Origin of the sequence: Arthrobacter sp. NPDC056727, from assembly GCF_042790555.1 — a bacterium.
In the GTDB taxonomy this organism is placed as follows: domain Bacteria; phylum Actinomycetota; class Actinomycetes; order Actinomycetales; family Micrococcaceae; genus Arthrobacter.
In genome coordinates this window covers 23753-47570 of the sequence record NZ_JBHTZA010000012.1, presented here as the reverse complement: position 1 = coordinate 47570, position 23818 = coordinate 23753, and the positions used below count along the sequence as shown (strand labels likewise).

General features: G+C 68.1%; 19 protein-coding genes. 10 read left to right on the top strand and 9 right to left on the bottom strand.

Annotated features, from left to right (window positions below; translation table 11 throughout):
* The first annotated feature begins 42 nt into the window (after positions 1–42).
* Positions 43–471: a phage holin family protein gene (locus tag ACFRAH_RS13415; protein WP_377991379.1), complete on the top strand. Its 429-nt coding sequence runs from the start codon at positions 43–45 to the stop codon at positions 469–471.
* Here ACFRAH_RS13415 and ACFRAH_RS13410 read toward each other — a convergent pair.
* Both ACFRAH_RS13410 and ACFRAH_RS13405 read right to left on the bottom strand, forming a co-directional pair.
* Positions 425–2026, bottom strand: coding sequence for a hypothetical protein (locus ACFRAH_RS13410; RefSeq protein ID WP_377991378.1), 1602 nt, complete (start codon positions 2024–2026; stop codon positions 425–427). The two genes, ACFRAH_RS13415 and ACFRAH_RS13410, sit on opposite strands and share 47 nt — an antisense overlap.
* Positions 2026–2331, bottom strand: a complete 306-nt coding sequence (locus tag ACFRAH_RS13405; protein ID WP_377991377.1) for a hypothetical protein — start codon at positions 2329–2331, stop codon at positions 2026–2028. Before ACFRAH_RS13405 ends, ACFRAH_RS13410 begins: the two co-directional genes overlap by 1 nt.
* A 201-nt stretch (positions 2332–2532) precedes the next feature.
* Here ACFRAH_RS13405 and purB point away from each other — a divergent pair, with 201 nt between their 5' ends.
* The 5 genes from purB to ACFRAH_RS13380 all read left to right on the top strand — a co-directional run bounded on the left by purB (position 2533) and on the right by ACFRAH_RS13380 (position 10760).
* Entirely contained in the window at positions 2533–3975 is a 1443-nt protein-coding gene (gene purB, locus ACFRAH_RS13400) for an adenylosuccinate lyase (protein WP_377991376.1), read from the top strand.
* A gap of 129 nt (positions 3976–4104) precedes the next feature.
* A complete protein-coding gene (locus ACFRAH_RS13395) occupies positions 4105–4770 on the top strand; it encodes a histidine phosphatase family protein (RefSeq protein WP_377991477.1) in 666 nt (221 codons plus the stop codon).
* A gap of 129 nt (positions 4771–4899) precedes the next feature.
* Complete coding sequence (locus ACFRAH_RS13390) at positions 4900–9615, top strand: NAD-glutamate dehydrogenase (RefSeq protein WP_377991375.1); 4716 nt, start codon at positions 4900–4902, stop codon at positions 9613–9615.
* A 126-nt stretch (positions 9616–9741) separates the two neighbouring features.
* Positions 9742–10245, top strand: a complete 504-nt coding sequence (locus ACFRAH_RS13385; protein WP_377991373.1) for a GNAT family N-acetyltransferase — start codon at positions 9742–9744, stop codon at positions 10243–10245.
* Positions 10246–10325: 80 nt separating this feature from the next.
* Positions 10326–10760, top strand: a complete 435-nt coding sequence (locus ACFRAH_RS13380; RefSeq protein ID WP_377991372.1) for an acyl-CoA thioesterase — start codon at positions 10326–10328, stop codon at positions 10758–10760.
* A 21-nt stretch (positions 10761–10781) separates the two neighbouring features.
* Here the strand turns inward: ACFRAH_RS13380 and ACFRAH_RS13375 are convergent, their stop codons facing one another.
* The 3 genes from ACFRAH_RS13375 to ACFRAH_RS13365 all read right to left on the bottom strand — a co-directional run bounded on the left by ACFRAH_RS13375 (position 10782) and on the right by ACFRAH_RS13365 (position 14002).
* Entirely contained in the window at positions 10782–11873 is a 1092-nt protein-coding gene (locus ACFRAH_RS13375) for an FAD-dependent monooxygenase (RefSeq protein WP_377991371.1), read from the bottom strand.
* 57 nt (positions 11874–11930) lie between these two features.
* Complete coding sequence (locus ACFRAH_RS13370; protein WP_377991370.1) at positions 11931–13115, bottom strand: 4-hydroxybenzoate 3-monooxygenase; 1185 nt, start codon at positions 13113–13115, stop codon at positions 11931–11933.
* 137 nt (positions 13116–13252) lie between these two features.
* Positions 13253–14002, bottom strand: coding sequence for an IclR family transcriptional regulator (locus tag ACFRAH_RS13365; RefSeq protein ID WP_377991369.1), 750 nt, complete (start codon positions 14000–14002; stop codon positions 13253–13255).
* A 204-nt stretch (positions 14003–14206) separates the two neighbouring features.
* Between ACFRAH_RS13365 and ACFRAH_RS13360 the strand changes: the two genes are divergently transcribed.
* From ACFRAH_RS13360 to ACFRAH_RS13350, 3 genes are all read left to right on the top strand, one after another.
* Positions 14207–15595 (top strand): MFS transporter, encoded by a 1389-nt coding sequence (locus ACFRAH_RS13360; RefSeq protein WP_377991368.1) that lies wholly within the window; start codon positions 14207–14209, stop codon positions 15593–15595.
* Positions 15596–15705: 110 nt separating this feature from the next.
* Complete coding sequence (locus ACFRAH_RS13355; protein ID WP_377991476.1) at positions 15706–18144, top strand: molybdopterin oxidoreductase family protein; 2439 nt, start codon at positions 15706–15708, stop codon at positions 18142–18144.
* On the top strand, positions 18141–18602 hold the full coding sequence (locus ACFRAH_RS13350; protein WP_377991367.1) for a hypothetical protein: 462 nt from the start codon (positions 18141–18143) through the stop codon (positions 18600–18602). The genes ACFRAH_RS13355 and ACFRAH_RS13350 overlap by 4 nt, the downstream gene beginning before the upstream one ends.
* 19 nt (positions 18603–18621) lie before the next feature.
* On the opposite strand, the gene ACFRAH_RS13345 is transcribed toward ACFRAH_RS13350, so the two are convergent.
* Both ACFRAH_RS13345 and ACFRAH_RS13340 read right to left on the bottom strand, forming a co-directional pair.
* Positions 18622–19698, bottom strand: a complete 1077-nt coding sequence (locus ACFRAH_RS13345; RefSeq protein WP_377991366.1) for an FUSC family protein — start codon at positions 19696–19698, stop codon at positions 18622–18624.
* Between the two features lie 141 nt (positions 19699–19839).
* Positions 19840–20811: a hypothetical protein gene (locus ACFRAH_RS13340; protein ID WP_377991365.1), complete on the bottom strand. Its 972-nt coding sequence runs from the start codon at positions 20809–20811 to the stop codon at positions 19840–19842.
* Positions 20812–21055: 244 nt separating this feature from the next.
* On the opposite strand from ACFRAH_RS13340, the gene ACFRAH_RS13335 reads away from it, so the two are divergent.
* The gene (locus ACFRAH_RS13335; protein WP_377991364.1) at positions 21056–22033 is read left to right on the top strand and encodes an amino acid-binding protein; all 978 of its coding nucleotides are present in this window, start codon (positions 21056–21058) and stop codon (positions 22031–22033) included.
* On the opposite strand, the gene ACFRAH_RS13330 is transcribed toward ACFRAH_RS13335, so the two are convergent.
* Positions 21981–22487: an HPP family protein gene (locus tag ACFRAH_RS13330; RefSeq protein ID WP_377991363.1), complete on the bottom strand. Its 507-nt coding sequence runs from the start codon at positions 22485–22487 to the stop codon at positions 21981–21983. The genes ACFRAH_RS13335 and ACFRAH_RS13330 overlap by 53 nt on opposite strands.
* Before the next feature lie 113 nt (positions 22488–22600).
* A complete protein-coding gene (locus ACFRAH_RS13325; protein WP_377991362.1) occupies positions 22601–23584 on the bottom strand; it encodes an aldo/keto reductase in 984 nt (327 codons plus the stop codon).
* Positions 23585–23818: the final 234 nt, after the last annotated feature.

Below are 23818 nucleotides of genomic sequence, written 5' to 3'. Positions count from 1 at the left end.
CCTGGCTGACCGCCCGGCCGTGCGGTGTGACAGCATGGGCGCATGCGGTCTTTCATCATGCGCGTGATCATTAATGGACTGGCGCTGTGGGTCGCCAGCTGGCTTCTGCCCGGCCTGGACATCTCCACCACAGCCACTACGGAAGCTGTGGCCAAGACCGGGGTGAGCCAGGGAACCGACGCCGCAGGCCTCGTCCTCGCGTACCTGTTCATCGGGCTGATTTTCGGCCTGGTCAATGCCTTCGTACGGCCAGTGGTCAGCTTCCTCTCCCTGCCGATCACCATCCTGACGCTGGGCCTGTTCACCGTCGTCATCAACGCCGCGATGCTGTACCTCACCTCCTGGATCAGCAGCTACACACCCGTGCACTTCACCATCGATTCGTTCTTCTGGACCGCCGTCCTGGCCGCCATCATCATCACCATCATTTCGCTGGTGGCAGACCGGCTGCCGGGCGCCCGCCACCGCTAACGGGCCAGCCCGCGCCGGGCAGTGACGGCTGCGGAGCGGCCGCCGGCGGCTTTGGCGCACGGACCAGCTGGAACCGGGTGGCCTTGGCCGTTCCTCCGGCACCCACTACGGCGGCAAGCGTGGCGGTGGACGCCACCAGTGAAGGATCCGTACTCGCGGAGACAGCCGTGGCTCCCGCCTCATAGTTGGTCAGCCTGTGCCCGGGGCCGAGGCCTTCGTCTTCACCCGAAGGCGTCCTGACCAGACCGTTCAGGGTTACCGTTACCCTGTCCCGGGTGTCCGGATTGGGAAGGCCCTCGCTGCCCGGAACCCAGTCCTGCCGGTGCTCAAGATGCAGGCTGCTGACGCCCGGCTCGGGGGTTATCGCGCCCACCGGCGACCCCGCGGTCAGCACGTACTTAAGGCGGTACTCGGCGAGGAAGGCCTTGTCCTGGCTCAGGTTCATTGCATGGATGCCGCCCTGGCTGTAGCCGACGGCCACCACCTGGTCCCCGGCCTCCGCCCCGGCCTGCCGCAGCGCGGAGCGGATGGCAGCAGCCGTGTATTCCGACCCGTACCCCAGCGATTCGCCGATGCCGACCTCGTCGAACGGGTTGGGGCCGCCCATGTTTCCGGGCTGGGTTCCGGGAATGATGACGATGAACGCGTCCCGTGCCCCGTTGGATGTCTGGATCACCTCGATTTGGCCGGGCCCGGCGGCTTCCACCTCCCCGGCCCGGGCCAGGAGACCCGCCGGGGACGTGTCCACGGCGGTGTCCCCGGCCCCGTTCTCCATTCCCGTGACCGGGACGGCTGTGACCGGCCGCGGCCTCAGATCCGGCCTCACCCTGTCCAGCAGCATCCGGACAAGGACCGGCACGCTGGTGCCCCCGCCGGCGGCCAGCGCCATCCGCGCTGCGGCGTCGATCTCGCCGGGCCGCGTTCCCAGGAGCGCAGCCAGAATCGCACCACCGAGCAAATGATCACTCCCGGCGATCGCCTCTGCGCTCCCCCGGTTCGGATGCCAGTCCCGTGACATGCCGAAGTCCACCACCTGCCGCCCCCACAGCCAGGACGGATTCTGGCCGAGCTCCGTCACCAGAACATTCATGCTCTCGGCGGCGCTGTACTCGAGCTGGCAGGCCCGCACACTTCCGGACAGGCCTTCCAGCTCCTCCCGCGCCGCCGCCACGGAGCGCTGCCCCTCCCAGGCGGCAGTGAGTGCCTCGGCACCGCTGAACGGGTCATCCCGCTGGTAGCTTCCCAGCGCCTCCCAGACCCTGTGGACGCCGAGTTCCGCCGCCGCCAGGTCCCGTGCCAGCACGTCCAGCCCCCGCGCCCCCGCATCCAGTTCCTCAAGCTGGAAGGAGATACTGCCCACTCCGCCGCGCACGGAGAGGCCACCATCGGAGGCCGGCTCGACGGGACGGAACTGCCCGACTTCTCTGAGCTGCCCGACTTCACTGAACTGCCCGACTTCACTGAGCTGCCCGACTTCACTGAGCTGCCCGACTTCACTGGAATGTCCAACGCCACGGAGCTGGCCGCCGCCGTCGACCGGCGGGTCCTCGGCCATCAGTAGCCCCCGGCAGCTGCGGGGAGGGTGGACCTGGCGACATGCACGGAGTGCCGCCGCACGGCGAGGGAGGCGGCAAGCACAGCTTCCCGGGCCCTGGAAAGCGCGACGGCCTGCAACCGGAGGTTCGAGCGGTACGCCAGCCCCGCCGGAGACTGCCAGTCCATGAGCTGGAGCTGCGAAAGCCTTGCCTGTACGGCATCCACCTGTTCCGCGCAGGCCTCCATCCGCCCGGCCAGCAGCTGGACTTCAAAGCTGCGCGACGAACATGCCGCGGCATCGGCCGCCGTGACGCTGGCGTTCATTCCGGTACCCCCATCCCTGCCGGCCGGCGCCGCCGCCTGCCCGTTCCAGATTTCCTGACCACGACGCTAAGGTGCCGGCCCCGGCGACGGAACGGCCGGCGTCGTCCATGTGGAGAAGTGCCCGGCGGCGGGGCTGTGGAGGAGAGGTCACACGGAATCCTGCGCTTCAACGGGCACAGAACTTCATGAAAGAATCAGGTCATGCCTGAAACTGCCGCCACAGCTGATACCCGTACGCCCTCCGGACGCCTCGCCCTCGCCGCGTCAGGGGAACAAATCGCGCTCGGCCCGCTGGACGGCCGCTACAAGTCCGCCGTCGGCCCTCTCGTTGACTACCTGTCCGAGGCAGCCCTCAACCGCGACCGCGTCGCAGTCGAGGTGGAGTGGCTTATCCACCTGACCGGGGACAACGTCCTCCCGGGGGCCGGCCCCCTGACCGGGGACCAGCAGCAGCAGCTGCGCGCCATCGTCACCGAATTCGATGCCGCCTCCGTCACCGAGCTGGCCGAAATCGAAGCCGTCACGGTCCACGATGTGAAGGCCGTGGAGTACTACATCGGCCGCCGCCTGCCGGCCATCGGCATCGAGAACCTGACGGCCATGGTGCACTTCGGCTGCACCTCCGAGGACATCAACAACCTGTCCTACGCCCTCGGCGTGAAGGGTGCTGTGGAGGACGTGTGGCTGCCCGCCGCCCGTGACCTCGTGGCCCAGATCGGCAAAATGGCCGAGGACAACCGCGCCGTTCCGATGCTGTCCCGCACGCACGGCCAGCCCGCCACGCCCACCACCTTGGGCAAGGAACTCGCCGTCATCGCACACCGCCTGAACCGGCAGCTGGACCGGATCGCCAGGACCGAATACCTCGGCAAGATCAACGGCGCCACCGGCACGTACGCCGCCCATGTGGCATCCGTCCCGGGCGCGGACTGGCAGCAGGTGGCCAAGTCGTTCGTGGAGAAGCTGGGCCTGACCTGGAACCCGCTGACCACGCAGATCGAAAGCCACGACTGGCAGGCCGAGCTGTACGCCGACGTCGCCCGCTTCAACCGGATCCTGCACAACGTCTGCACGGACATCTGGAGCTACATCTCGATCGGCTACTTCGCGCAGATCCCCGTGGCAGGTGCCACCGGCTCCTCCACGATGCCGCACAAGGTCAACCCGATCCGCTTTGAAAACGCCGAGGCCAACCTGGAGATCTCCTCCGGGCTCCTGGACGTGCTGGGCTCCACCCTGGTCACCTCCCGCTGGCAGCGCGACCTCACGGACTCCTCCAGCCAGCGCAACATCGGCGTGGCGTTCGGCCACTCCCTGCTGGCCATCTCCAACGTGGCCAAGGGCCTGGAGCGGCTCGACGTCGCGGAGAGCGTGCTCGCCGAGGACCTCGACACCAACTGGGAAGTCCTGGGCGAGGCCATCCAGATGGTGATGCGCGCGGAGGCGATTGCCGGCGTCGAAGGCATGGAGAACCCGTACGAGCGGCTCAAGGACCTCACCCGCGGCCAGCGCGTGGACGGCGCCCGGATGCAGGAGTTCGTCCAGGGCCTGGGCCTCTCCGCTGACGCCGAGGCGCGGCTGCTGGCACTGACGCCTGGCAAGTACACCGGCATCGCGGACCAGCTGGTGGACCACCTCAAGTAAGTGCGACGGCGGTGCCGGGCCTTGGTGTCCGGCACCGCTTCCGTTTCCGGCGGCTCCCGCAAGGCAGCGGTCCCGCCCCAGGCGGGCCGTCCCGCCGGCCTTCCCGACGATGACAAGGAACGCGAAACCATGAGGCTGCTGCTCATCCGCCACGGCGAAACCCCCGGGAACGTGCTGGGGCAGCTGGACACCGCGCACCCGGGACCCGGCCTGACCGAGCTGGGCGAGCGCCAGGCCGAAGCCCTGCCGCGGGCCCTGGCGAACGAGCCGATCAGCGCCCTCTACGCCTCCACCCTGCTCCGCACACAGATCACCGCCAGGCCGCTGGGCCGCGAGCTCGGCCTCGAGGTGGAGATCCTGGACGGCATCCACGAGATCGAGGCCGGCGCCCTCGAAAAGCTGACGGACCATGAGTCCCACCGGCGCTACATGAGCACCGTCTTCGCGTGGACCGACGGCGACTTTGACCGCCGGATGCCCGCCGGACCGGACGGGCACGAGTTCTTCGGGCGCTACGACGCTGCCATCGCCAAGGTGGCCGCGGAAGCCGCCGGTACAGGTGCAGTCGCCGTGGTGAGCCACGGTGCCGCAATCCGCGTCTGGGCCGGCCACCGCGCCGACAACATCGACATGGAGTTCGCCGCCCGGCACGTCCTCGCCAACACCGGCATTGTGGCGCTGGAAGGGGACCCCGACGGCGGCTGGAACCTGATCCACTGGGACGCCAGCCCGGTGGGTGGCCTTGCCTTGGCCGACCCCACCGCCGAGGACCCGATGGGAAAGACCACCGGCTAGGTTCGCGCCGCTTGGGCCGCCTCACGCACTGGACTCGCGTCCGGGACGCGGCCATCATGGGAGCAGGCGTGGGGACAGGACCGGAAACCGCGGCTTGCGGCGGCTCCCCCGCGGTGGAGGCGCACTGCCATGGCGCAAGAAACGGTGCCGGGGGACGTGAACGGCGGGGGCGGCTTCCTGCCCGGCGGGTCGTTCCTGACCGACTACTACGAGCACGTGTCCGGGGAAGACATCGGCGACTACAGCCTCGACGTTCTCCGCCAGCGGGCCATGTACCACCTTTCTGTCGCGGCGGAGCGGGCCCCGGGACATGCCGCCGTCGGGGTTTTGAACGATCCGGACGCCACGATCGTGGCCATCGTCGCGGACGACATGCCCTTTCTTGTCCACTCGGTCACGGCTGAGCTGACGCGCGAGGACGCGGGGATCCGGCTGCTGGTGCACCCCACGTTCGAGGCGCGGCGGGACTCGCGGACCAATCAGCTCCTGGACCTGCAGCACGGGCCTTCGAGGTCGGGACTGGCGGCAGCGGATGCCGTGGCTGAAGTGCAAAGCCCGGACGCAGGCGGAGGACCGGCCGGCTTCTGGACCGCCAGCGAGACGTGGGTGGCGGTGGAAATCGACAGGCTGCCGGACCGGTCCGAACAATCCGGCGTCGACGGGCTCACCGCCAACCTGCGCCGGGTGCTGGACGATGTCCGGGCGGCCGCGGACGACTCTGCGGCCATCCAGGAAGCCGTGACCGCTGCGGTTGCCTCCGTGGACAGCTTCCCCGCCTCATCGGCGCCGCCGCCGGACCAGGTCCGGGACCTGCTGCGCTGGCTGGACGACGGCAACTTCACATTCCTGGGATACGCGGAGCGCCTGGAAAACGCGGAACCGCGGACCGGTCAAGCGCTGGGACTGCTGCGCCGTCCCATGGCAGACGGCGCATGGACAGACGGCGGCGAATTGACGAACGACGGCGGGCCGGAGGGCGGTGCCTACGCGGACGGCGGCGCACAACGGGACGGGTCCTGGCGCGGACAGGTTTTCACGCTGACCACCTGTACTCTCCGGTCGAGCGTTCTTCGAGCGTCCTATCTGGATGAACTGCGGATGCCGGTTTACGGCACCGCGGGTACCGTGATCGGGGAGCGGCATTTCGTGGGCCTCTTCACCCCGGGCGCTTCAAGCCAGTCCGTGCGCCGGATACCGGTGATCCGCGACAAGCTGGCTGCAGTGCTGGAACACCTCGACTCCACGCCCAGGTCGCAGCGGAGCAAGGACGTGCTGGCGGTCCTTGAATCATTTCCGCGTGACGAACTGTTCTCCATTGGCGTCGATGACCTGGCCCGGCTGGCAGCGGACATCCTTGACCTGCAGCAGCGGCGCCGGACCCGGCTGTTCCTGCGCCCGGACAGCCCCGGACGGTTTGTCCACGCCCTGGTGTTCCTGCCGAGGCGGCGCTACAACACCGCCGTCCGGCTCAGGATCGAGCATGTTCTCCGCCAGGCGTTCCGGCCACAGGACATGGAGTTCGAGGTGCGGCTGGGAGATTCCCCGATGGCCCGCGTCTTCTTCCGGATCCTGCTGGCCCCCGGTGCGGCGCCGGATACCGATGCCGCTGCGCTGGAACATCGGGTCCTGTCTGCTACGCGCTCCTGGGCCGAGGGGCTCGACGAAGCACTCAGGGAGCGCTTTCCGGGCCCCGAGGCGGCAAGGCTCTCGGCACTTTGGTCAGGCGCCTTTCCGCCCAGCTACCGCGCGGAATACGGCTCCGAGCAGGCCATCCGGGATATCAGCAGGTTCGAGGAGTTTGACCTGGACGGCCGGGGCGGCCGGGACCCTGATGATCCGGCCCTGACGGTCTATACCCCGCCCCGCCCTTCCGACGCCTCGCACGCCGCGGCCGGAAGCTCCCGGATCAGGCTCTACCTCACCCGGCCCCGCAGTCTCACCACCTTTCTGCCGTTCTTCCACAATCTCGGCGTGGAGGTGCTGGACCAGCGGCCATTCGGCCTGCGCCGTGGCGGCCGCGAGCTGCACCTGTACGACCTCGGCGTGAAGTATCCCGACGGCGTCCACCCCGCCAAGGTGGGTGGCCTGCTGGCGGATTGCTTTTCCGCAGCGATGCGGGGGGACGCTGAGTCCGACGGTTTTGATGCCCTGGTGATCCGGGAGGCGGTGCCATGGCGGCAGGTTGTCATCCTGCGCAGTTACGCCAAATACCTGCAGCAGCTGGGCACCACCAATTCCTACGGGTTCATCGCCGAAACACTGCTGGCCAACGTCCGCGCCACGCGTGCCCTGCTGGAGCTGTTCGCCGCCAAGTTCGATCCGGACCTGACCGGAGCCGAGCAGCTCCATGGCACCGCGGCGGCACGGCAGGAGCTTCTGGCTGCCATCGACGAGGTCCCCGTGCTGCGCTGGTCGGACCGGCGCGAGGACTTCCGTACCGAGGTCCTTGGCCTGGTGAAGGCACAGGTGGTCAAGAACTCCGTCATTGTGCCAACGGGGGCAAAGGGCGGGTTCTATCCCAAGCGGCTGCCGGATCAGGCCACGGACCGGGCGGCCTGGCTGGCCGAGGGCCGGGAATGCTACCGGATCTTCATCCGCGGCCTGCTGGACCTGACCGACAACCTGGTCCTGTCCGCCGTCGGACAAACCGGCGACGCCGGCCGGGAGACAGTGGTCCCACCGGAACGCGTGGTGCGCCACGACGGCGACGACTATTACCTTGTGGTGGCTGCCGACAAGGGGACCGCGTCCTTCTCGGACACGGCAAACCTCCTTGCCGATGAATACGGATTCTGGCTGGGTGACGCCTTCGCCTCCGGCGGTTCGGTGGGCTACGACCACAAGCAGATGGGCATCACCGCCCGGGGTGCCTGGGAGTCGGTCAAGGAGCACTTCAGGGAGCTGGGGCTGGACAGCCAGAACCAGGATTTCACAGTGGCGGGCATCGGCGACATGAGCGGGGACGTCTTCGGAAACGGCATGCTGCTCTCCCCGCACATCCGCCTCGTTGCGGCCTTCGACCATCGGCACATCTTCCTGGACCCCGACCCGGACGCGTCGGCCTCCTTCCTCGAGCGCTGGCGCCTCTTCGGACTGCCCCGCTCGTCCTGGGCCGATTACGACGCGGCATTCATTAGTGAGGGCGGCGGTGTCTACTCCCGCCAGGCCAAGTCAATCACTGTCGCGGAGCCGGTCCGGCGCGTCCTGGGGCTGGAGCGCGGCACCACCGAGCTGACGCCGCAGGAACTCCTTCAGGCCATTCTCCGGGCGCCGGTGGACCTCCTGTACAACGGCGGGATAGGCACCTACGTGAAGGCCAGGACGGAAACGAACGCCGACGTCGGCGACAAGGCCAACGACCCCATCAGGGTCAACGGCTCCGAACTGCGGGCCAGGGTGGTGGCCGAGGGCGGCAACCTGGGGCTGACCCAGCGCGGCCGCATCGAGGCTGCGCTGGGCGGGGTCCTACTCAACACCGACGCGATCGACAACTCAGCCGGGGTGGATTGCTCGGACCACGAAGTCAACATCAAGATCTTCCTGGACCGGATGATTGCCGCAGGCCGGATGGACCCCGCTGAACGGACCGGTTTCCTGCATTCCCTCACGGATGAAGTGGCCCGGCTGGTCCTCCACAACAACACCGACCAGAACGTGCTGCTGCTCAACGACCGGCACCTGGTGTCCAACTGGAGTCCCGGATTCGAGCGGGCCATGGATTGGCTGGAGACCGCCGCGGACCTCGACCGCAGCATCGAAGCGCTGCCCGGCACCGAAGAGCTCCATGACCGGCTCCGTTCCGGCCACGGGCTGACCGCCCCGGAGCTGTCCGTGCTTGCCGCCTACGCCAAGATCGAGCTGGCCGCCGACCTCGTCGCCAGCGACCTCGCCGATGACCCCTGGTTCCGCGGCGTGCTCCGGAACTACTTCCCCCGCCAGCTGTCCGAACGCTTCGGTGCCGACCTGGACACCCACCCGCTGCGGCGCGAGATTATCTGCACCGTGGTGGCCAACGACATGATCAACCTGGGCGGCATCACGTTCGCCTTCCGCGCCATCGAGGAGACAACCGCCACCCCGGCGGCCGTGGCGAAGGGCTTCGTGGTGGCACGGGAAGTATACGACCTGCCGTGGGTCGTGGACAGGATTGCCGCCCTCCCGCCCGGGTTCCCCACCGGGCAGGCTGCCGAGGTCGCGCTGCACATGCGCCGGATACTCGACCGGGCCACCCGGTGGTACGTGACCCACGACCACCGGGACCGGCCCATCACGGAGGCTCTGGCACGGATTATGCCAACCCTGGAGATGCTCCGGACCCGCACCGTGGACTACCTCCGCGGCTCGGACCTGGACCGCGTGCAGGACCGCCTCGCCCACTCGGACGAGGTGGGGCTGCCGCACGACCTGGGGCTGCGGGCTTCGGACATGCTGGAGAGCTTCGGGCTGCTGGACATCTCGCTCGTGTCGGAACAGATCCGGGAGCCCATCGCCACCATCGCGGACCTGTACTACACGGTGTTCCAGCGCATCGGGGCCGCCAGCCTGCTGCTGCGCATCACGGACCTGCCGCGTCAGAACCGGTGGGAAGCCCTCGCCCGGGCCGCCCTGCGGGACGACGTCTATTCCGCTGTGGCGGACATGACCATCTCGGTCATGCAGCACACCCTGGACGCCGACCCGGCTGCCCCGGACCCGATCGGCCGCATCGTGGCCTGGGAGCGCGGGCACCAGGAGCAGCTGGCCCGGATCAAGGACACGTTCGCCGAGGTCACCAAGCCCGGGCAGGTGGACATCGCCTCCATCTCGGTGGCCCTGAAGCTCCTGCGGACCCTGGTGCGGCCATAACACCGGAGTGCGGCCATAACTTCGCGGCGCCAAGTGTTCCCACGGCGCTTACCGGCAGGAAACACCACGGTAACGGCCCGCTTCTAGCCTTGATCTGCATCACCCCTTCGGCGAATCGAGGCTCAGATGCAGACCAACCCCCGGCTCAACATCCGGAAAGTCACTTGGTCCAACCCGGTGGGCGCCGACTTGCGGGCTGCACAGCAGGCCGAACTTGATGCCCGCTTCGGGTGCGCAGACCACGAGCCGGGGCCCAAGCCGTCCGAGGCGGACACAGCCGTGTTCCTCGTGGCCTACGACAAGGGGTCCGGCCAGCCCGTCGGGTGCGGCGGACTGCGGTTGCTTGATTCCGAGACCGCGGAAATCAAGCGCCTGTACGTCCTCCCCTACACCCGCGGCTCTGGCGTGGCGAGCTCCATCCTGGCAGCCCTTGAGGCGGAGGCCTTTGCCCAGGGGATCACCCGGATCACGGCGGAAGCGGGCTCGGTACAGACAGACGGCCGCAATTTCTACGCGAACTCCGGCTTCGACCAGGTTCCCAACTTCGGCCCCTACATCGGCGTCGAGCACTCGTACTGCTTCGCCAAGAAGCTCAATTCCCACACTGCAGCCCACACCGCCATGGCCTAAGCCTGCCCACAATCCGAGGAACAACCGACGGCGGCCGTCACACTCCGGTGGGGCGGGCCGCCGTCGGCTAATCTCGCGCTATGGAAACCAAAGACATTACGTTCCGCACCCGCAAGTGGGTGCGGCCGGAGGACCTCAACGCCAACGGCACGCTGTTCGGTGGCAGCCTGCTGAAATGGATCGATGAGGAAGCCGCGATCTACGCCATCCTGCAGCTTGGCAACGGCCGGGCGGTCACCAAGTACATCTCCGAAATCAACTTCGTCAGCTCCGCGGTCCAGGGCGACCTGATCGAGATGGGCCTGACCGCCACCCGCTTCGGCCGCACGTCGCTGACCATGCGGGCCGAGGTCCGCAACATGATCACGCGGCAGAGCATCCTCACGATCGAGGAGATCGTGTTCGTGAACCTGAGCCCCAACGGCAAGCCGGAGCCGCACGGCTACACGGAAATCACCTACGACCGCGACCGCATCCCCACGCACCACCTCACCGAAACGCTGCAGCAGGACTAGCGCGCCGCCGTCGTCCATTCATCAAAGCGCGCCGCCAGCAGTTACCGCGAAGCGAGCTTCAGCAGCCTGTCGCGCAGCGGCTGTCTGCGAAGCGAGCCGCAACAGCCTGTCGCGCAGCGGCTGTCCCCGCTCGGCAAGCGCGATGCCCGCAACGGCGGACGAGGCCAGCCGCAGCAACTGTGTCCGGAGGGCGCGCTGCCTGTTGTAGGCCTTGAGCGCGTCATCCAGGGGCCCGGCGTTGAGAAACCCGGCCAGCGTGACGGCATCCACGAGTGCTTCACAGGCACCGCGGCCAAGGTTTGGCGTCATGCCGTGGGCGGCGTCGCCGGCCAGGACGGCGCCCGGCCGCACAAAGCTGCCCAGGTTGGGCGTGGTCCAGATCCGCTGCACGAGCGTGGCATCCGGCGCTGCCTGCTCCAGCACCGCCCGGACGGCCGGCGCGCCTCCAGCGAAGCGATTCTTTGCCTGCTGCAGCGCCTCCGCTTCATTGACGCCGGCCGGGCCCAGGTCGGAGCGGAACGAGGCATACCAATAGGTCCTGCCGCCAGCAGCAGGCGTGATGCCGAACAGGTGCCCGCGCCCCCAGTACTCCCCGCCGGTGCCGGCCTGGACGGGGACCGGAAGGACGCCACGCAACGCGAGATACGGGGTCAGCCTGGCCTGCGACCGGGCGCCCCAGAAGTTGCGCCGGACCACGCTGTGCACGCCGTCGGCACCCACCAGCAGGCCAGATGCCAGCGGTCCGGTGGCCGGGATGTCGCCCACCCGGCCCTCGACGCGGCGCACGGATGCGGGCATGGCGGCATCGAGGATCCGGATAAGGTCCGCGCGCGAGACGCCCAGGACCCCGCGCACCTCGGGTGCAACCAGGGCTGTTCCGGACGCATCACGCAGGGCCATCCCGCCGAACGCCGTGCCCGCCTCCCTGATCTGCGGCAGCACGCCCAGAACCGCCAGTACCGCCTGCGCCTCCGGCCACATGGCCAGCGACGTCTCCACCGCCGGCACACCGGGCCGCTGCTCATGGATGGCGACGTCGAAACGCTGCGGGTCCAGGCCGGCTGCGAGCGCCAGGCCGGCGATGCCGCCGCCGATGATGGTTATGGCTTCCATGGACCGATGTTAAGCCCGACGGCGGGATGCTGGGCGGGGCTGCCCGGGCTCGGGCGGCTAGGCGGAGGGCCAGCCGGTGTAGGCCTCGGCAAGGTAGGCCTGGCCGTGCCGCGAGGACACCACCGAGTTCAGCTCGCCCAGTTGACGGGCACGGGCGAAGTCGCCGGCATCGGCGGGGGTGTGCAGCATGGTGGTCATCCAGTAGGAGAACTGCTGTGCCTTCCACACCCGGTCCAGCGCGCGGTCGCTGTACGAATCCAGCAAGGCGGTGGAGCCCCCGTTGTAATAGCTGTCGAGCCCTTCGAACAGCACCTTCACGTCGTGGATCGCCAGGTTCAGGCCCTTGGCGCCGGTCGGCGGCACCGTGTGCGCGGCGTCGCCGGCCAGGAAGAGCTTGCCGTGCCGCATGGGCGTGTGCACGAAGCTGCGGAACGGCAGGACCATCTTGTCGATGACCGGGCCTTCCTTCAGTTCGAAGCCGTTGCCGTTGACCCGGCTGCGGAACTCCGCCCAGATCCTCTCGTCGTTCCAGTCGGCCACGTTTTCCTTCGGGTCGCACTGGAAGTACATCCGCTGCACTGTCTCGGTGCGCTGGCTGATGAGGGCAAAGCCGTTCTCCGAGTTGGCGTAGATCAGTTCGTCGGAGCTTCGGGGCGCCTCGGTGAGGATGCCGAACCACGCGAACGGATACTCGTGGAAGTACCACTTGCGCCGCGCCTCGGGGATCTGGAAACGGCAGTGGCTGCGTGAGCCGTCCGCCCCGGCGATGAAGTCGGTCTGCAGCTCGTACTCCACGCCGTCGGCGTCGGTGAACCAGACCTTGGGCCTGTCCTCAATGCCGTGGATGGTGGTGTCGGTAACGCTGTAGCGCACGTCGCCGCCGTCGGCCTCCCGCCGGGCGGCAAGGTCCATAAAGACGTCAGTCTGCGGGTACAGCCAGACGGACTCGCCCACCAGTTCCTTGAAGTCGATGCGGTGGCTCTCACCGTTGAACCGCAGCTCGATGCCGTCATGCCGGTCACCTTCGCGCAGCACGCGGTCGGATACGCCGCTGTCCACCAGCATGTTGACCGTGCCGTGCTCCAGGATGCCGGCGCGGACGGTCTCGGAGATTTCCTGCCGGCTGCGGATTTCGATCACGGTGGATTCGATGCCGGCCTTCGCCAGCAGGTGGGACAGCATGAGTCCGGCGGGTCCGGCTCCCAGGATGGCCACCTGGGTGGTGATGATCTGTCGTGCCATGGTGTTCCTCGCTCCGTTGCGTGTGCCCAAGGCCGGGGCCCGGGCGGAAGGTGGTTGCTGGCTAACAGTGTGCGCCGGAGTGTGTGGTCGGCGTTACAGCAATTCCGCTGAATGGAATCTTGGGCAGCTGCGAAACCTCAGCCGGCGCCTTCGCTGAGCCGCCGCGCGATTCCGCGCGCCGCCGTCTGGAGCGCGGGAACCAGCGCCTGCATCCGCATCTCCCGCAGCGGAACGACGACGCCGATCGCCGCCACCGCGCGCCTCTGGCCGTCCAGGACGGGAACCGCGATACCCCATGTGTCAGGGTCGATCACGCCCGCCAGTTCGGCGTAACCCTGGTTCGCTGCCTCAGCCAGCAGGGCCCGCACCTCGTCGCGGCCGACCTTTTTGGCAGGGTCAGCGAACTGGTCCAGGTACTCGGCCTGGATGTGCTTTGGCTGGTGCGACATCAGGGCCAGGCCGGCGGACGACACGTGGACTGCCATGCGGCCGGCGATCTGGGCGCGGTTTGCCACGGAACCGCGGCGCGACAGCCGGTCCACGAACAGCGCCTCCCAGCCGTCCAGCACCGCGAGGTTCACGTTCTGGTTGAGCACGTGCTGGATGTCCTCCATGAAGGGCATCGCCGCCTGCCGCAGGGCCAGCGTTGGCGAATTGCGGTTCACCAGCTCCCACAGCCGCAGCCCCAGCCGCACCGAGCCGCCGGGGCTGGTTTCCAGCAGTCCATGGATGGCGAGCTGCCGCACCAGGCGGTGGGCGGTGGTGAGGGGCAGGTCGGCGCGCTCCGCAAGCTCGGAGAGCTGCAGGACCGTGACGCCGGCGGGGAACGCCGCGATGACGCGCACCACCCGGTCCACCACCGAATCCCCGGACACTGAGTTGGCCACGGCACTCTCGCTTCCATTGAATGGTTTGAGTTATCCCAGATTACACCTGTTGGTGATACAACTCTCATGTCGGAAATGCCTTCCCGGCCCACCAGGCCGCCGCGGCTTCGCTGGCTCCAGGCGCCGGACAGAAAACTCCGGGCAGTTGGCCGCAGCCGCCCTCCCTTCATGAACAGTTCTCCAAACCCGAACAACGAGGTTCCCATGTCAACGATGTCTGTTGCCCGCCGCTCCCAGTGGCCCGTCTGGCTTTGCTGGCTGGCCATGGTGCTGGACGGATTCGACCTGGTGGTGCTGGGCACCGTCATACCCACCCTGATCAAGACCCACGAACTGGGCTTCGACGCCATCGGCGCAACCTACGCGGCCACCATCTCCCTCGTGGGCGTGGGCATCGGGGCGCTGTTCATCGCGCCCCTCTCGGACCGCTTCGGACGCCGCCGGCTGCTGGTCGGGTGCGTCGCCTGGTTTTCCCTGTTCACCATCGCCGTGGTTTTCGCCCCCAACGTCGCCATGTTCGGGATCTTCCGGCTCCTCGCAGGCGTGGGGCTCGGCGCCTGCCTGCCCGCAGCCCTTGCCTACATGAACGACTACGCCCCCGCCGGAACAGCAGGAAAGTCCACCACCCGGACCATGACCGGATACCACGTGGGGGCTGTGGCCACAGCATTCCTGGCCATCCTGGTGGTGCCGGACTGGCGCATCATGTTCGTGGTGGGAGGGCTGGCTGGCTTCGCCCTGGTGCCGTTCCTGTGGTTCCGGCTGCCTGAAACACTGCCTCAGGTCCCGGCCGAAGAGGGAACTGAGATCAAGGGTGCGGAAATCAGCAGCGCCCAGGTCAGGGGCGCCGGAGCCACCGCAGAAGCCCGCCGCGGCGGAACGGCACGGCCGCACCGCCACATCGCTGTTCCGGCTGCGGAGCCCGAGGCCGCGCCTGCGTCGCTGCTGGCAACCGACCAGTCCGACGAGGGGGCCAGTTTCCGCGACCTCGCCCGCAAGCCGTATCCGCTGGTGGCCTTGGGAATCGCGGTGGCATCATTCATGGGGCTCCTGCTGGTCTACGGCCTGAACACCTGGCTGCCGCAGCTCATGTCTTCCGCCGGATACACCGTAAGCGCAGGCCTGGTGCTGCTGCTGGTGCTCAATGTGGGCGCCGTCGTGGGCCTGATCGTGGCCGGGATCCTGGCCGACAAGCACGGCACCAAGAAGATTGTCCTGCTGTGGTTCGGATTGTCCGCAGTGTTCCTCGCTGTCCTCAGCATCAAGGTCCAGAGCGAATTCCTGCTGAACGCCGCCGTGTTCGTGACCGGCGTGTTCGTCTTCAGCTCGCAGGTCCTGGTCTACGCGTGGGTCAGCCAACTCTTCCCGGCCCGGCTCCGCGGCACCGCCCTCGGCTTTGCCGCAGGCGTGGGGCGGATCGGCGCCATCATGGGGCCGGCCGTTACCGGAACGCTGGTCGCCGCCGGCATCGCCTACCCGTGGGGCTTCTACGTCTTCGCCGGCGCCGCGCTGGTGGGTGTGCTGGCCCTGGTGACCGTCCCCCACGCCATCACGCCGGCACCCGGCCAGGCATCCGGCGTCGGGCCTTCCTAGACCCGGCACCCGGCCGCCGTCGAACATCACGGCCAGGGCCCTTCCGTTGACGACGGCGGCGGGTAACCTAAGGACAGTAAGTTCACTTACCATCCATGGAGGCTGAGCAGATGACGGACCGGATCGCGGACATCTGGGGCGAACGGACACCTCACGGAAGCGGCCAGGCATGGCCGGAGCGCGTGGACCAGGTCCTGGCCGAGGGACTGGCCGACGGCGACGTGGACCGCTGGGTGCAGTCGGCATGCGTCCTGTGCAGCAACGGGTGCGGCTGCGACATCGCCGTCAAGGACGGGAAAATGGTGGGCATCCGCGGCCGCGCGCAGGACCGGGTGAACCGCGGCAGGCTGGGGCCCAAAGGCCTCTACGGCAGCTGGCAGGGCGAGGAGAGCCGGGACCGCCTGACCCGCCCGCTGATCAGGGTGGCGGGCGAGCTGGTGGAGACCGACTGGGACACCGCCATGGGCCGCATCGTGGAGCGCAGCAAGGAGCTCTTGGCCAGCAAGGGCCCGCTCAGCCACGGCTTCTACACCAGCGGACAGCTGTTCCTCGAGGAGTACTACGCTCTGGGCATCCTCGGAAAGGCCGGGATCGGCACACCGCACATGGACGGCAACACCCGGCTCTGCACGGCCACCGCCGCGGCTGCCCTGAAGGAATCCTTCGGCGCCGACGGGCAACCGGGCAGCTATGAGGATGTGGACCACTGCACCGCCATCTTCCTTTACGGCCACAACATGGCGGAGACGCAGACGGTCCTGTGGGCCCGGGCGCTGGACAGGTTGGACGGGCCCAACCCGCCAAGGCTTGTGTGCGTTGACCCGCGCGACACCGAGGTGGCCCGCCGCGCCGACGTGCACCTGGCGGTCCATCCGGGCACCAACCTCGCCCTGATGAACGGGCTGATCCGCGAACTCTTCGCCAACAACTGGATCGACGGGGAGTACATCGAGCAGCACACCGCCAACCTGGACCAGCTGCGCAGCGTGGTGGAGCCGTGGACCCCGGACAAGGTCGCGGAAACCTGCGGCGTGAATGCTGACGATGTGCGGCGGGCCGCCGAGATCTTCGGCACCGAAGAGAGGGTGCTGTCCACGGTCCTGCAGGGCTTCTACCAGTCGGCCCATGCCACGGCGGCGTCCTGCCAGGTCAACAACCTGCACCTGCTCCGCGGCATGCTGGGCAAACCGGGCTGCGGCCTGCTCCAGATGAACGGCCAGCCCACCGCCCAGAACAACAGGGAATGCGGGGCCGACGGCGACCTGCCGGGCTTCCGCAACTGGGAGAACCCGCAGCATGTTGAGGACCTGGCCCGGCTGTGGAACGTGGACCCCGCGATCATCCCGCACTGGGCCCCGCCGACGCACGCACTCCAGATTTTCCGGTACGCCGAGCAGGGCTCCATCAAGCTGCTGTGGATATCCGCGACCAATCCGGCCGTGTCCATGCCTCAGCTGGAACGGATCCGGCACATCCTCGAGAAGGAGAGCCTGTTCCTGGTGGTGCAGGACATCTACCTCACTGAGACGGCGCAGTACGCCGACGTCGTCCTCCCCTGCGCGGCCTGGGGCGAGAAAACCGGCACCTTCACCAACGTGGACCGCACGGTCCACCTGTCCGAGAAGGCCGTGGAACCGCCCGGCGAAGCGCGGAGCGACCTCGACGTCTTCATCGACTACGCCCGCCGGATGGGGTTCACGGACAAGGACGGGCGGCCGCTGCTGGACTGGTCCGGCCCCGAGGACGGCTTCGAGGCGTGGAAGGAGTGCTCGCGCGGCCGGCCGTGCGACTACACGGGCCTCAGCTACGGCAAGCTGCGCGGCGGCAGCGGCATCCAGTGGCCGTGCACCGCGGAACAGCCTGACGGGACCGCGCGGCTCTACACCGACGGGAAATTCCCCACCGCACCCGGGTACTGCGAGTCGTTCGGCCACGACCTCCTCACCGGGGCCACCACCGGGGAGACCGTGTACAAGGCAACGGTGCAGCCGGGCAAGGCCTGGCTCAAGGCGCTCGACTACAGTCCCCCGCATGAGGAACCCGACGCCGACTACCCGCTGCGCTACACCACGGGCAGGACGGCGTACCACTTCCACACCCGGACCAAGACCGGCCGGAGCAGCCGCCTGAACAGCGCCGCACCCGAGCCCTGGATCGAGATGTCGGTCGAGGACGCGGCCCGCGCGGGCTGCCAGGAGGGGGACATCGCCCGCGTGACGTCACGCCGCGGCAGCCTCGAAGTTCCGGTCCGGGTGGGGGACATCCGGCCCGGCACCGTTTTCGCGCCGTTCCACTACGGGTACTGGGACGTGCCCGACGGCGGTGCTGCCGCCGGCAGCGGGACCGGGGAACCCGCCGTCGTTCTTAAGCCCGAGGGCGGCCGGCACCGGGCCGCCAACGAACTCACCATCACCGAGTGGGACCCGGTGTCCAAGCAACCGGTGTTCAAGAACGCCGCCGTGCGGGTGGAAAAGCTGCGCAGCGGCGACGGCCCGTCGAAGGCCCCGGACACCACCGCATCCCGCCGCGCAACAGGAGCCCAGCGATGAAACTGCCTGTCTACATCGGCCTCCTGGACGAGGCGGAGGCCACGCTCGCGTCGTCGTTCCGGGTAGTGGCGGACGGCCACGGGGACGAACCCGACGTGCATTTCATCCTGCAGACCTTCGCCAAAAAGTGCGATGCGCACCGGGAAGCACTGAAACCGGTCATTGACCGCTACGGCGAGGACGTCGAGGGCGAGGAGGAGCACCGGCTGACGGCCAACGGCGTGAAGGAGGTCCGCTCCGGGCCGCTGGCACTGATGCTTGACCTGCAGGACCTGTACGTCCTGGTCAACCACATCGACGTCACGTGGATGATGGTGGGCCAGGCGGCGCAGGGCGATCAGGACAAGGAACTGCAGGGCATCGTGAAGGACTGCGAGGGCGACTCCGAGCTGGAAATCAGGTGGCTGCAGACCAGGATGAAGCAGGCCGCCCCGCAGGCACTCCTGGTGGCCGAGTAGGCGCGGCCGGTTCCGCGGCTTAGCGCGCCGCCACCCCCGCCGAAGTCCGCCGCGACAGCCGGGACCACGCGGCCGGAGCCAGCACCACGGCGATTCCCACCGCGGCGCCGATCACCGTCTCCACGATCCGGTCGCGGAGCAGGATGCCGGGCGCCGCCGGCGAGACGAGCAGCGTGGCGCTCAGGGCCAGCGGCGTCACGAAGACCTGGGCCAGCACATAGTTCCGGGCGATGAAGAGCTCGGCGCCGAACTGGCAGATGGCGATCACCAGGACCGTCTGCCACGGGACAGGCTGCAGCAGCAGGATGCCCGCCAGCAGGATCAGGCCCAGCACAGTGCCGATGATCCTCTGGACGCCCCGGGCGATGCGGTGCCGCGTGGTGCGTCCCACCAGCGGAACCACCGCCGCCACCATGGCCCAGTAGTTGTGACCGAAGCCGAGCCGCTGGCCAACGAGGGTGGCAAGGGTGCCTGCGAGCCCGGCTGCCAGGAGGTAGCCCACCGCCTCGAGCCCGGCCGCACGCTTTTCCTCGGCGGTCAGCCGGACAGGGGGCGGCATCTCCCACGGGGTCCGGTGGCTGCGCAGCACCCGCGAGGACAGCCCGACCGCCAGGCAGAAGAGCGTGGTCAGGACGGACACCAGCATGCACTGCCACAGCGGCGGCTGGCTGGGGATGGACGCGATCGCGGCGAAGGCGAAGATGTGGAACAGCGAGCCTGCGGGACGGTGCCGCCAGCGGGCGATCACCAGGGAGCAGCCGCCGGCCACGAGAGTGGTGGCCAGCACCTGCAGCCAGATGCTCGTCTCCTGGGACAGGCCGCCGGCGTGCACAGTCCGGGCGGTCAGCGTGGCCAGGAGGATCACCAGCAGCATGAGCGCGCCGGCGCGGACCTGGATGAAGAACCGCTTCCGGTGCAGCTCGCCGCGGCCGTAGATGCCGGTGAACGCGCCGAAGGACGCGAAAATCGCCAGGTCCAGGCGGCCCAGCAACACGAGGGTGATCAGCGGCACGAACACGCCCACGGCGCACCGCAGGGCGACGTGATGGTCCTTGTTTGCCGGGGCAAGGGTGAACATCTCGGCCAGCAGCTTCACGGGGGAATCGCGCCTTTCGTTGCAGTTTGGAACTGACGACGGCGGCCCTGGCGTCCGCTTACCAGTTTAACGGGGGCGGCCCCCGGCTTTCCCCCGGAGGCCGCCTGTGGTCCTGTTGCCTTCGTCTCCTCTGCCGTATCTTTACTTGCTTTGGTTGGTGCGTGCGTCCACGGTCACGACTTCGAAGGTCTTGGCGTTCGGCACACCAAACTTGGCGTTGACGGCGGCGAGGGTGTCATCGAACAGGGCGGCCGTCGTCGGGATGTTGAAGTCCGGGCTGGTGATGACCTCGCGCAGCTTGGCGGTGGATTCGTGGAAGTTCACCCGGAGCCGGCTGATCTGGTTGGACATGTTCTGCACGGCCCAGACGGTGTCGCCCTTGACCAGGACGCCGTCGACGTTGGGCACCTTCACGCCCGTGATCTCGGTGCTGTTGCCGGTCCGCGGACTGACCGTGTACAGCGCCGCGTTGCCAGAGTGGGCCACCACCAGGCGGCGGGCGTCGCGCGAGTAGGCGATGCCGTTGAGGTTGAACTGCTTGCTGGTGTCTGCCGCCGGCCCCTTCAACGCCAACGTGCGAACCTTGCCGAGGTCGCCGTCGTCGTCCACCGGAATGAAGTACAGCTCAGCCTGCCGGGAGTTCGTGAACCACGCCCCATGGTCGGTGAGCGCCACGTCGTTGATGAAGGCCTCCTTCGTGGTGAGCTGGTAGGTCTTGACCGTCTTTCCCGTGTCGGTGTCGTACACATAGGCCTGGCCGGTGGGGCCGCCTGCCACGAACAGCAGATCATTGCGCCGGTCCGCCTTCATGCCCACGGCCACCCTGCCGTCGGGTGCATCGATGAATTTGGTCGCCTTGTCCTTGCGGATGTCGCCGCGGTAGATGTCCCCGGTGGCCAGGTCGCCGGCGAAGAATCTGGTGCTGCCGGCGGCGGCGATGCCTTCGGCGCCTTTGGCGCCGTCGAGCAGGATGACCGGGGCGATATCGTCAGAGTCTCCGGCGGAAGCGGTTGGTGCGGGGACCAGGAGCGCGGCGAGGGCGAGGATCCCTGCGGCGGCACGGCGGCGTGTATGGCCTGAACTGATGCTGATGGGCATGGCGGTGCTCTCCACGAGTCGACTCTTCCGTGCGAGCAGGCCGTTGTACGGGAGCTCCGCACGCTGGTCCCTTCAGTGTAGGGACGGGGCCGGAGGCTGGCCATAGCCCCGGAAAGGAGCGGAGTTTTTGTACAGATATTGGCCGCAAAAGGCCCATCAGAGTCCATTATCTGTACAAAAACTCCAGCCATTGGGGTTGTTTCGCGGATCGGAACTTCGGGGCAATCCGCCTGTAACAGCTGCCCGGCAGGCTGGCACCATGAAGCCCCGCCGGCAGAACCGCCACACCCAGAACCGCCACACCTCGAGCCACGCCGCCTCCGAACTCAGCTGCGAAGTCTGTGGGCAGATGCCCGAGCCCACCAAGACCCGCCTCACGGTGGCGAATGTGGCCGTCATGCTCCCGATTGAACTGCTGGTGCACGCGCTGGTGGTGCAGACCCATCTGCCGTATGTGGCCAAAGTGCTGGTCCTGACGCTGACGGCCACCGTCCTGGTGATCTGGGTGGCCGAACCGTCCGCGGCGAGGATCCTGCGGCGGTGGCTCCACGCCCCCGCGCTCCGCCACCGCCGGCGCCTCGGCACGGCACCCGCGCTGTGGCGCGCCAGGACCGTGCTCCGCGACGAGCCCGGCTCCCTCAAGCGGATCACCAGGTCGCTGGCGCTGCTGGATACCAACATCCTGGGCATCCATGTCCATCCGGTCCGGGGCGGGGTGATGGACGAATTCGTGCTGTCCGCCCCGGGCGGGGTCAGCGAGCGCCAACTGCTTGAGGCCCTGGCCGACGGCGGCGGGCGGAGCACGCAGGTCTGGCCCACCACCGCGCTGGCCATGGCCGACGGCCAAACCAAGGCCCTGAGCCTGGCCGCCCGGATCGCCGCGGCTCCCGGGGAACTTCCACTGGCCGTGGCAGAACTGCTGTCCGCCAGGATCCTCGGCCCCGGCAGCGAGTCAGCAAGCCACACCCCCATGAACGGCGGTGAAACGAACGACGCCGGCACCCTCCTGAAGATTCCCACCGCCTGGCACGGGCCCATCACCTTCTTCCGGCCCGGGGAGCCGTTCACACCGGCCGAATCCGCCCGCGCCCACCGGCTCGCCGAGCTCGCGGAAATCCTCGCACACCGGGAGCCCCGGACGAATGTGGACGGTCAGGGATCCGGGAAGGCGCAGGGACCTGGGCTCATTTCCGGGCCGGACGCGTCCCCAGCAGCATGTTCAGCCCCCAGCCGATGAGCGTGGTCATCACCACGGCTGCCGCCATGGACAGGAGCTGCGGCGGCGTGGTGAGGATGCCAAGGCTGACGATCAGTGTGGTCGCTCCGGCCGGCGGATGCGGCAGGCCGACCCACGTCAGCACCAGCGTGGTCAGCGCCACCGACAGGGCCCCGCTGAGCACGTGCAGCGGCGTCAGCCCGCCCACCGGCGCCGAAGGCTGGCCCTGCAGCCCGAACGCGTACAGGCACAGGGCACCCGCCACCAGCCCGACGCCGTGCCCGGCGAGGGCGTTGACCGGCCTGGATGCCTCCTGCTCAGGGGATTCGAAGAACAGCATCACCGTGGGGCCGAGGCTGGGGAAAAGCCACGGGAGATGGAGGACAACGCCGACCACGCCGCAGAGCCCCAGGACCACGACCACCAGGGCCGCCGCATACACACCGGCCCCGAGCCCGTTCCACTGACTTTTCATTCGCTCCAGCAAAGAAGCCTGTGCCATCGCCGATCCTCCTGAGTACGTCAACACCGTTAATCCGGCGTTGTTGTGACCCGTACCCAGACGGCGGCAGACTTACCCGGGCCCCGTCAGAACCCGGACGGGTTGCGGGGCGTGTAGCTCTCTTCGAGGCGCCGGACCTCCGCCTCGGTCAGCGCAAGCCCGACGGCGGCAGCGGCGTCGTCGATATGGCGTTCCCTGGTGGCACCAATGATGGGCGCGGTAACGGCGGACTTGCCTGCGCTCCATGCCAGGGCGATCTGCGCCATCGGCACGCCGCGTTCGTCCGCAACAGCGGCCACTGCGTCCACGATGGCCTTGTTCGCGTCCTCGTCCTGCTTGTACAGCCCCTTGCCGAACTCGTCGGTGTCCTGCCGGGTCCCGGATCCGGCAGCACCCCACGGCCGGGTCAGGTTTCCGCGCGCCAGCGGGCTCCAGGGGATGACGCCCACCCCGGTGGCCTGGCAGAACGGGTGCATTTCGCGCTCTTCCTCCCGCTCGAGGAGATTGTACTGGTCCTGCATGGACACGAACCTGGTCCAGCCGTGCAGCTCCGCCACATGCTGCATCTGCGCGAACTGCCACGCCCACATGCTTGACGCACCGATGTACCGCGCCTTGCCGGCCTTCACGACGTCGTGCAGGGCCTCCATGGTCTCCTCAACCGGAGTCACCGGGTCATGGCGGTGGATCTGGTAGAGGTCCACGTAGTCGGTGCCAAGCCGGGTGAGGGAGGCGTCGATTTCGTGCATGATCGCGGCCCGGCTGAGCCCGGCCCCGTTGCGCCCCTGGCGCATCCGGCCGTGGACCTTGGTGGCGATCTGGACCTCCTCGCGGGGGGCCAGTTCCTTGAGCAGGGTGCCGGTGATCTCCTCGCTCGAGCCAGCCGAATACACGTTCGCCGTATCGAAGGTGGTGATGCCGGCTTCGTAAGCGCGCCGCACGAACGGCCTGGCTTCATCGAGTCCCACGCTCCAACCGTGCGCCCCCTTGGCCGGATCGCCATAGCTCATCATGCCCAGGACAACGGCGCTGATTTCCAGACCGGAGTTTCCAAGTCGGACCGTTTTCATTCGGCGCTCCCTTTCAAAATGTCTCGCGCTCCGGCCGCAGTCACAATTCGTTTTTTCGAGAGCTGCGGCCAACTTTCCCTCAAACCCTTGACAGTGTCCCACGCCACTCCTTACCTTGAATTTGGGATCCCAAATCGGGATCCCAAACGGCGGGATTAATCCACCGGCGCACCCCAACAAACCGCCCCACCGGGAGATCCCGCCCCCGCGGCCGCACCGCCCTCCTAACTCATC